At 67.6% G+C, this 8,976-nt stretch carries 9 protein-coding genes and 1 pseudogene; 9 read left to right on the top strand and 1 reads right to left on the bottom strand.

Annotation, left to right across the window (positions count from 1 at the left end):
* Positions 1–542 (top strand): annotated as a pseudogene (locus AB0B20_RS27980) (hypothetical protein); the annotation flags it as partial.
* A 634-nt stretch (positions 543–1,176) separates the two neighbouring features.
* Here AB0B20_RS27980 and AB0B20_RS27975 read toward each other — a convergent pair.
* Positions 1,177–1,995: a hypothetical protein gene (locus tag AB0B20_RS27975; protein ID WP_355093805.1), complete on the bottom strand. Its 819-nt coding sequence runs from the start codon at positions 1,993–1,995 to the stop codon at positions 1,177–1,179.
* Positions 1,996–2,500: 505 nt separating this feature from the next.
* Between AB0B20_RS27975 and AB0B20_RS27970 the strand changes: the two genes are divergently transcribed.
* The 8 genes from AB0B20_RS27970 (at position 2,501) to AB0B20_RS27935 (ending at position 8,919) form a co-directional block, all read left to right on the top strand.
* Positions 2,501–2,896: a transcriptional regulator gene (locus AB0B20_RS27970; RefSeq protein WP_281585541.1), complete on the top strand. Its 396-nt coding sequence runs from the start codon at positions 2,501–2,503 to the stop codon at positions 2,894–2,896.
* A gap of 356 nt (positions 2,897–3,252) precedes the next feature.
* The gene (locus tag AB0B20_RS27965; protein ID WP_355093824.1) at positions 3,253–4,791 is read left to right on the top strand and encodes a cell division protein FtsK; all 1,539 of its coding nucleotides are present in this window, start codon (positions 3,253–3,255) and stop codon (positions 4,789–4,791) included.
* Positions 4,788–5,042 (top strand): hypothetical protein, encoded by a 255-nt coding sequence (locus tag AB0B20_RS27960; protein WP_355093808.1) that lies wholly within the window; start codon positions 4,788–4,790, stop codon positions 5,040–5,042. The genes AB0B20_RS27965 and AB0B20_RS27960 overlap by 4 nt, the downstream gene beginning before the upstream one ends.
* Before the next feature lie 5 nt (positions 5,043–5,047).
* Positions 5,048–5,239 (top strand): hypothetical protein, encoded by a 192-nt coding sequence (locus AB0B20_RS27955; RefSeq protein WP_089154624.1) that lies wholly within the window; start codon positions 5,048–5,050, stop codon positions 5,237–5,239.
* Positions 5,236–5,778 (top strand): DUF2637 domain-containing protein, encoded by a 543-nt coding sequence (locus AB0B20_RS27950; protein WP_357474782.1) that lies wholly within the window; start codon positions 5,236–5,238, stop codon positions 5,776–5,778. Before AB0B20_RS27955 ends, AB0B20_RS27950 begins: the two co-directional genes overlap by 4 nt.
* Positions 5,775–7,529, top strand: a complete 1,755-nt coding sequence (locus tag AB0B20_RS27945; protein WP_357474779.1) for a replication initiator — start codon at positions 5,775–5,777, stop codon at positions 7,527–7,529. Before AB0B20_RS27950 ends, AB0B20_RS27945 begins: the two co-directional genes overlap by 4 nt.
* Positions 7,526–7,708, top strand: a complete 183-nt coding sequence (locus AB0B20_RS27940) for a helix-turn-helix domain-containing protein (RefSeq protein WP_357474776.1) — start codon at positions 7,526–7,528, stop codon at positions 7,706–7,708. Before AB0B20_RS27945 ends, AB0B20_RS27940 begins: the two co-directional genes overlap by 4 nt.
* On the top strand, positions 7,708–8,919 hold the full coding sequence (locus AB0B20_RS27935; protein ID WP_357474773.1) for a tyrosine-type recombinase/integrase: 1,212 nt from the start codon (positions 7,708–7,710) through the stop codon (positions 8,917–8,919). The genes AB0B20_RS27940 and AB0B20_RS27935 overlap by 1 nt, the downstream gene beginning before the upstream one ends.
* The last annotated feature ends 57 nt before the right edge of the window (positions 8,920–8,976 follow it).

Raw genomic sequence — 8,976 nt, 5'->3', positions numbered from 1 at the left:
CGCTACGCTGGCCACGAGGTCTCCGGTATGAAGTTCTTGCTTGGTCGCAGAACCAGATACCGGAGACCTCTTCAGTTGTCGATCACCGCCACACCGTGACCTCGACGCTGCCAGCCCGACTTACGAAACACGCCTTAGATCTGCTGCCAGACGGGTCGACCGCCGGATGGGATAAGGACCCGGCCGGCGGAGTCATTCCCCGCGGTTCCGTGCTGTCGTTCTGGAGGGCCAACAGCTATCGGGCATCAGTGCACCCCGCAACGCTGTGCCTCCGACGAAACCTAGTTTTTGCTTTGGGCGGCTGGATGGCTCTCCCTGCTTCTGAGGACACCGGTCTGTTGCTCGCCGCTAGCGCCGTCAGTGAAGGTTACTTCACCCGCGAATACGGCCTGCTATACCGCAAGTGGCCCGGCCAGGTTACCAGCCAAGCCGCACACCGAGATCCGGCAGAGTTCGAGGCAAGGATGGGGATCATCCAAGCCAGGGCTAACGTCCTTGCTTCGATGATCCCCAACGGATTACCGCTCGTGCCTCCGGCCTAGCCTTTTCCGGCATGATCATGGTGATCGTCTCACCCTCATCACACGAAGAGGTCTGACGAACTCCCCATTGACTTGGCTCGTCGATTAGTCAAGCTTCAACTGATTTTGGCCGCAGGCTTCTCCATCTTGCTGTCTGCAGTTCTCGAGGGAGCCGACAAAGGTGATTCCCGACCAATAGATTGGAGCAGGGCTTTTAACCTCTCCGCCACTCGCCCGTATCACAGGGAAATCTGATTCGTAAGTCATGCCATCAGCTCTTTTGCCCTTGAGGTGCAGAACTAGACTCTCTTCGCTGTTGCTTGTGGCCGGGTATCGGACGATGCTCACGATCGTCGGGTCATCGTTGTCGGGAAGCCAGTTCTCAGAAGTGGTATAGCTCAACAGTGACCTGCAGATAGTGGAGCGTGCTGCAACTTCTTGACAAAGATTGGCAAAGTTGCCGGTGCGTGCCAGTCTGACGGTTTCCGAGAGCAGTTCTCGCGCATCTGCCGACTCAATCCGACGTGTGCGATCACTGGTGGATTTTGCGCTGACTATTACAGCGGTGGAGAGAATCCCAAGGAGGGCGGCACCAGCGGCAAGTGCTGACAAAGATCCAGCTGACCTACTCATGTTGCTGCCTCCGCTTCTCGGGCTAGCCGCAGGTATCGATGACGTTCGGAGGGAGATTGCAGAAGGAGTACTTGTAACCACGTCTGATATTCAGTGCCACCGTTCTTCCGTCGTAGTCGTGGCCGATCGCTATCAGAAGGGCGGTTTCACGCACGTCGTCCTGCCAGTACGCCGATCCTTTCCAGGTCGAGGTGAAGTCGCCCCCTTCCTGCCCCTTCCTGGGGACGAGCTTGTCACACGTGTGGATGGTGTACGAAGCCCCCACTCCTCCGTAGCCAACGCTTAGTCCGATGTCTCCACAGTCTGAGAGTTGGACTGTGGACTTCGGGCTCCAGTCGTTCCAATAAAAGGTCGTGTTGCCTGCTATGGGCTTCGTCTCGACAGCGCATTCGTCGATCTCTCTGGAAATGTTGCCGCTGTTGGCGCCGCAGGAAGCGTAGACCTTAAGGGCAAGGTTTCGGCGCGTCGAACTAGCATAGTCCATCTCACCCCACTGAGAGCAGCTATCCATCCAGCCGACGTGCTCGGGTGAATCGGTCAGTCGAGCGTAGCAGGTAGGGGTGTACCAGGCTGGCTCGCTAGCGAGCGTGGCGATTCGGTCAAGTCTGGGCCGCGCGGGTGCGGTTACGGGGGTGGAAAGGAAAGTGCTTCCACCCCCCTTTCCATCTGATGTCTCCTCCACGTTCAATGGCATGCCTTTGGGGTGGACAGACTCGACCCCATTGATCACAACGACTTCGTAGGCCGAGGGATCGATCTTAAGTCCCCAACGATCATGGACTCTGTCCGCAAACTCTTGGATCTGGCGCCTGTCGTCGGCTCCCGGGGATGCGTTCGCCACGGATGGGAATGTCAGCGAGAGCACGATCGCCGCAGCTGCTGCTGTGGCCCTGCGAAGGGCGCGATGGAGGGGCATAGAGGTATCCCTACAGATCGATTGATCGGACTTTAGTCAACCTTCCATTCGTGACCATGGGCTGTCAAGGTTTTACGATGAGTGACTGATGGATCGCCGGGCTTCAACGTCCTGACCGGGTTGTGCGGTAGCCCCGACCAGCATCCTCAGAGCCGTCAGCTTTAGTAGCTGTAGCGCCCTACTCAATCTTTCGTCACCGATCCTGCTGGCCTTGACAGCCGAGACTCCGGTCAATGTGTAGCCACTGGCGACGCAGTGTTGTGGTGGCCGGGATGTGCGTCGGATGACTCCTGTTGTGCGCCCTGCTGATGCGCGAGGGCTGGGCCTGGCCATGGCGGGCGTCCAGAACAACTCGTTGACTTGTCTGCCAAGCGCCGTCTACCTTGGAGTCTCAACTTGGCAGACATGTCAACAACTTGGAGGTTGAGCGATGGCTCTGCGTGGCGGTACGAGGTTCGCCGTGCGTTGTGAGGACGTGTTCCCGGCTGGGTGCGCGTTGGTGCCCGAGTCGATGGGTGAGGTCGAGGACTTCGACGAGAAGACGGGCCGGCGTAGCCCGGCGAAGGACAAGCTGACCGGCCAGCGGGTGTGGCAGGTGCGGGTGATGGACCTGGACCCGGAGCTTGGCAAGCGCTCCCGGGAGACGACGGTGAAGATTTCCGCCGACTACCAGCCGGTGCCGCCGACGGGTGCCCCGTTCGAGGCGGTGGAGTTCGACGGCATGACGGTGACGCCGTACGTGGCGAACAACGGCCGGATGGCGTACTCGCTGCGGGCGACCGGCATGCGCGCTCCGGCGGGCGTGGCCAAGAAGGCGGCGGCGTAGCCGCATCTGGTGGGGGCGGGGCTGTCAGGTCTTGGCGGACGGCAGCCCCGCCCCTGTGTCTCTTCCCCCTGCTCTGTCGAGAGAGGTAGTGACGTGTCCAAGGGTATGCGTCCGGCTGGCCGTGCCTGGCCTCGGTGTGGCGTGTGTCAGTCCCGGTTCGACCCGGCCACGGGTGCCGACGGTCGGTGTGAGGGCTGCGTGGGGCAGCTCGTGCTTCCGTTTCCTCCGGTCCGGGATGCGTCGGGCCGGTTCGTGTCGCTGCGGGGTGCCAAGTGATCGGGCGGCCTCGCGGTGAGGTGGTGACGACCTCGACCGGCGACCTGATCCTGTTCCGTCCGAAGCGATTCGAGCTGCCGATGTGGCTGGTGGTGCTCGGCCTGGTGCTGCGCTGGTCCGGGCGGCTGCTGTGGTGGTGCCTGCGTCACCCGGTGGCAACCGCCGCGGTGGTCCTCGCGCTGTGGCTCTACGTCGAGTTCGACTGGCCGGGCTTGGTGGTGCCGCTGGTGCTGGGGGCGGCGGTCTCGGCGGTGTGGCGCTGGCGCGATGAGTCGACCTGGTGGGCGTGGCTGGCGGGTCCGCTGCTGGGGTCATTCCGCCGGCTGTTCGTCTACCGGCGGGTGTGGCGTGAGGCCATGACGCTTTGCGGGCTCGCCGAGACGTTCGACCGGCGGCACGTGCTCCCTGACCTGCTGCGGGTCCGCTCCGATCAGGCCCTGGACGTGTTGACGGTGCGGATGGTTCGGGGGCAGACGCCGGAGCAGTTCCAGCGGGTGAGCGCGAACCTGGCGTACGCCTTCGGCCGGCGGCACGCCCGGGTCTACGCGGAACGTCCCGGCGACCCGCCGGCCCGTGCCGGTCGATGGGGCTGGGTGCTGCGGCTGGTGGATCGGGTGCGGTATCGGGACCGGCCGACGGTGGTCTACGTGGCGTTGGTGCGGACCGATGCGTTGCGCACGGTGGTGCCGCCGTTCCCGGTGCCGGCGGTGCCGGACTTCACCGCGCTGCCGTTGGCCCGGCGGGAGGACCTGCGTCCCTGGCCGCTGCATCTGCTCGCGACTCACGTCCTGGTGGGCGGCGCCACCCGGTCGGGGAAGGGCTCGGTGCTGTGGTCGCTGGTCCGGGTCCTCGGCGGCGGTGTCGCCTCCGGGTTGGTGCGGCTGTGGGTGGTCGACCCGAAGGGCGGGATGGAGTTCGCGCTCGGCCGGCCGATGTTCGCCCGGTTCGCGTGCAAGTCGTTCGAGGCGATGGCGGACCTGCTCGACGAGGCCGTAATCGTCCTGCGGGAGCGTCAGACCCGCCTGGCGGGAACGGTTCGGGTGCACACGCCGACCGAAGTGGACCCCCTGGTCGTGGTCGTCGTCGACGAGATGGCCGCGCTGACCGCGTACTTGCAGGATGGCGAGCTGCGCAAGCGCATCGCCGGCTCGCTCGGGCTGCTGCTGTCGCAGGGCGCCGGCGTCGGCGTGCTGGTGGTGGCGGCGTTGCAGGACCCGCGTAAGGAGGTGCTGCCGTTCCGGGACCTGTTCCCGACCCGCATCGCGCTCAGCCTGACCGAGGCGTCACAGGTCGACATGGTCCTCGGCGACGGTGCCCGCAACCGAGGTGCGCTCGCCGACCAGATGCCCCGCTGGGCCAAGGGCGTCGGGTACGTGATCCTCGACGGCACCCCCGACCCGATGCGGGTCCGGTTCTCCTACGTCAGCGACGACGACATCCGCGACATGGCCCAGCGGTTCCCGGCGCCGGCTGACGCTTCGGACATCCTCGCCCAGGTCGGCCGGGAAACCGCCACCGAACCGGTACGCCTTCCGTTGCCGCGTAAGCCGTCCGGGCGGCTGCTGCCCGACGCGCTGCGCAACCTCCTCGACTCCGACGGCGGGGGTGAGCCGCGGTGACCACTCTCCCGAACGGTCGCCGGTTCTACCGGCTGCGCACCCCCGAACCGGTCACCGCCGTGTCCGTCCGCGTCGACGCCGATCGGCCCGATCCGTACCCGGTGTATCTCGCGGTCGGTGCGGGCCGGCGACGGATGTCCCTGACCCCCGACGAGGCGTGGGCGCTGTGGCGCTGCCTCTCCGAAGCCGTCGCCACGCTCGGCGCCCCGCCCGACTACATCCGCACCGACATCCAACCGGCCAGGAGGTAACCGCGATGACCACCCTCACCCGCATCGTCAACCGGCTCCGCCGCCCGCTGCGCATCCGCCTGGTTGGCCCGGCCGACCAGACCGCCGCCGCCCTGCACGGCCTGGCGCACATGGTCAACCGCCGCCCCGACATGGCCGACCGGCGTATCCGCATCGACCTGACCATCCGCGACAAGCCCATGCGGGAGTGGCGATGACCGAGCGCACCGAATCGGCCGTACGGCTGGTGATCCTGCTCGCCATCGGCGCCATGGCCGGCGCCGCCGCCTTCACCCACGTCCACGACCTCTCCGTCGCCCACGGCCAACCGAACTGGATCGGCTGGGCCAACGCCGTAGCGGTCGAGCTGATGACCATCTACCTCGGCCTGGAACTACGCGCCCGCCGCCGCGCCGGTCGACCCGTCGGCCTGGTCGGCTCGCTGCTGGTGGCGTTCGCGCTGTTGTCCCTCGCCGCCCAGGTGGCCGAAGCCCATCCGTCGGTGTGGGGCTGGGTCGTGGCGGCCGTGCCGTCGCTGGCGTTCCTCGCCCTGGTCAAAGTCGTCCTGTCCAACGCCCCGATCACCCCGCCGGCTGTCGAGCCGGACCAGCCGGACGCCTACCGGTACGAAGAGCCGGCGGAAGCCACCGAGGTCGAACCGGTCCGCCCGACCGTGCCGACGCCCGTCGTCCCGGCGGCACTGCCTCCCCGCGCTGTCCAGCCCAATCGGCCGCACGTCGTCGGGATCATCCGATGACCGCTCCGACCTTGCCCGGCCTTGCGCCGGCCGCCCCGACTCCGGCTGCTGCTCCTCGGCCGGGGTCGCGGGCGGCCCGCATGGCGCTACCCCGCTCGGTCGACGTGCTCAAGGAGATCGCCGCCGAGTACGGGGTGTGCGTCCGTCCCCTCGCCATGCGCCGCACGGATCTCGACACCGGCCTGACCGAGGTCATCGACCTGCCCTGCGGCGCGACCCGGGAGGACAAGTGCGCCCCGTGCGCGAAGAAGAACCGCCGGCTGCGTCAGGCCCAGATTCGGGAGGGCTGGCACCGCGACGACGAGCCGCTACCGCCCCCGCAACCGGCGACCGAGGAACAGGCGTCCCTGATCCTCTTCCGCGCACACCTGGAGTTCTCCCGTGACGAGGCGTCCCGGGCGTGCCAGTGGGACCAGGTGGAAGACCTCGACGAGGCGATCCGGGAAGTGGAAGAGGCCATCGCGGCCGAAGGGCTCCGGGGACGGGTCGCCCCGCCGCACACGAGCGGCGACGAGGACCAAGGCGACGACGACAACGGCCCGCGTCGCAAGCGCTCCACCCGACGGCGTCAGGACGCCCCGGAACTGCCTCGGCGCAAGGTCGAGGCGCGCACGGTCGGCAGGACGTACACCGCTGCGGACGGTGCCACCTACCGGCCGTCGATGTGGCTGACGCTCACCCTCGACTCCTACGGCCCGGTCCGCCCCGACGGCACGCCGCTCAACCCCGACCGGTACGACTACCGCCGGGCGGCGTGGGATGCGGTGCACTTCCCTCGGCTGCTGGATCGGTTCTGGCAGAACCTGCGCCGCTGTGAGGGCTGGAACGTCCAGTACGCCGGCTGCGTCGAGCCGCAACGCCGCCTCGCCCCACACGCGCACTTCGCCATCCGAGGCACGATTCCCCGGGACATCCTGCGCACCGTCGCGGCGGCGACCTATCACCAGGTGTGGTGGCCGGCGGTCGACGTCGCGCGGTACACCGTCGACCGGCCTCCGGTGTGGGACGAGGACGCCTGCGCGTGGGTCGACCCGGACACCCGCCAGCCGTTGACCACCTGGACGGAAGCCCTCGACGCCATCGACGCCGACCCCGACGCGGAACCGGTGCACGTGGTCCGCTTCGGCGCCCAGGTCGACGCGCGCGGCGTCATGCCCGGCACCGCCGACGCGGAACGGACCATCCGGTACGTCACGAAGTACATCACCAAGCACACCGGCGACTGCCACAAGGCAACGACCGACCGGCAACGCGCACACCTGGACCGGCTGTGGCGGGAACTGCGCGTGACCCCGTGTACCGACCGGTGCGCGAACTGGCTGCTGTACGGCGTCCAACCGAAGAAGGCACACGCGAAGCTCAAGCCGGGCCGCTGCAAGGGCAAGGTCCACCAGCGCGACACCCTCGGCATCGGCGGGCGGCGCATCCTCATCTCCCGCGACTGGTCCGGCAAGACGCTTTCCGATCACAAGCACGACGTGCGGGCCTGGGTGCGGGCGCTGCTCGGCGTCACCGTCGGCCTCGATGGCGTCGACGACCAGGGCGCCACCGTCGAACCGGTCCGCCACGCCTGGGAACTGGCCCGCCCCGATGATCCCGACGTGCCAGCCATGGCCCACCGGCTGCTGCGGTCGATCAGCGAACGCGCCCGCTGGCGCTCCGAACTGCTCGCTGCCAAGGATCGCGCGGCCCAGCTCCCCGAGGGTGCCTCGACGACGGACGCGGACGACAAGACGGGGGAGGGGCTGTGATGGCCAAGGACGAGCTGTGGACGGTTCGGGACGTGTCGGCATACCTCCGGGTGCCGCAGGAAACGCTGTACCGCTGGCGCAAGGTCAAGTACGGTCCGCCGGCGGCCCGGATCGGCCGACACCTGCGCTACGAGCCGGAAGCGGTCCGGGCCTGGGTACGTGAGCAGGCGGCGGCCTGATGGGGCACGTCGAAGATCGCTGGTACAAGACGCTGCGTCACGAGGGCGGGCGGAAGGAGCGGGTCAAGACGCAACTGTTCGGCAAGGGCCTGCGCTACCGGGTGCGGTACATCGGCCCGGACGGCAAGGAACGCAAGAAGTCCTTCCCGGACCGGGCCAAGCGCGAGGCTGAGGCATTCATGGTCTCCACCGAGACGGACAAGCTCCGGGGCTCCTACGTCGACCCGCTCGCCGGCCGCATCACCTTCGCCGAATACGCCGAGACCTGGCTCCGCACCCGTTCCTTCGACGAGTCGACGCGGGAGGTCACCGAGCATCGGGTACGCAAGCACCTGCTGCCGTTCTTCGGCTCTCGGCAACTGGCGGCGATCAAGCCGGGCCACATCCGGGAATGGGACGCCGCGTTGGTCGGCAAGCTGGCCCCGGCGACCCGGGCCGTCATCTTCGCGCACCTGCGGACCATCCTCGGCGCGGCCGTCGACGACGAACGGATCGCCAAGAATCCGTGTTCGGCAAAGTCGGTCACCGCGCCGCGACCGGTGCAGCGCCGGATAGTGCCGCTGCGCTACGACCAGGTTTCGGCAATCCGCGGTGGCCTCGCTCAGCGGTACCGGGCGATGGTCGACCTGGGCGCCGGCTGCGGTCTGCGGCAGGGCGAAATTCTGGGGCTCGGCGTCGACGACATCGACCTTGACGCCGGATGGGTGCACGTCTCGCGTCAGGTCAAGCTCGTCCGCTCCCGGCTCGTCTTCGGCCTGCCCAAGAACGACCGGGACCGCCGGATACCGCTGCCCGACTCCGTCGCCCTGGTGCTGCGTCAGCACATCGACGACTTCCCGTCGGTGTCGCTCACCCTGCCGTGGGAGAACCCGGCCGACGATGAGCGGGTGACGGTGCCGCTGCTGTTCACCACCACCCGGCGGGGTGCGATCAACCGGCACACCTTCGACGACAAGAGTTGGCGCCCCGCCGTCCGCGCGGCCGGCATCACGCCGACCCGGGCCACCGGGATGCACGCGCTTCGCCACTTCTACGCCTCGTCGCTGCTGGACGCGGGGGAGAGCATCAAGGCCCTGGCGTCGTACCTCGGCCACGCCGACCCGGGCTTCACGCTCCGGGTCTACACGCATCTGATGCCGGCCAGCGAGGAACGCACCCGGCAGGCCATCGACCGCCTGTTCGAGCCGGGGTCAGGAGATGCGCCATCGTGATCGTGAGAGCGACCGCCAAGATCTTGTCGCCGGCTCCTGACGGCTGCCAGGCTTTCC

The sequence above is a fragment of the Micromonospora sp. NPDC049151 genome (assembly GCF_040648395.1).
GTDB lineage: Bacteria > Actinomycetota > Actinomycetes > Mycobacteriales > Micromonosporaceae > Micromonospora.
This window is presented reverse-complemented; position numbering and strand designations above follow the sequence as displayed.

Excerpts from the sequence above, each read along its gene's own strand:
- AB0B20_RS27970 (WP_281585541.1), top strand. The coding sequence starts at position 2,501 with ATGGCTCTGCGTGGCGGTACGAGGTTCGCCGTGCGTTGTGAGGACGTG.
- AB0B20_RS27965 (WP_355093824.1), top strand. The coding sequence starts at position 3,253 with ATGTGGCTGGTGGTGCTCGGCCTGGTGCTGCGCTGGTCCGGGCGGCTG.
- AB0B20_RS27955 (WP_089154624.1), top strand. The coding sequence starts at position 5,048 with ATGACCACCCTCACCCGCATCGTCAACCGGCTCCGCCGCCCGCTGCGC.
- AB0B20_RS27950 (WP_357474782.1), top strand. The coding sequence starts at position 5,236 with ATGACCGAGCGCACCGAATCGGCCGTACGGCTGGTGATCCTGCTCGCC.
- AB0B20_RS27945 (WP_357474779.1), top strand. The coding sequence starts at position 5,775 with ATGACCGCTCCGACCTTGCCCGGCCTTGCGCCGGCCGCCCCGACTCCG.
- AB0B20_RS27935 (WP_357474773.1), top strand. The coding sequence starts at position 7,708 with ATGGGGCACGTCGAAGATCGCTGGTACAAGACGCTGCGTCACGAGGGC.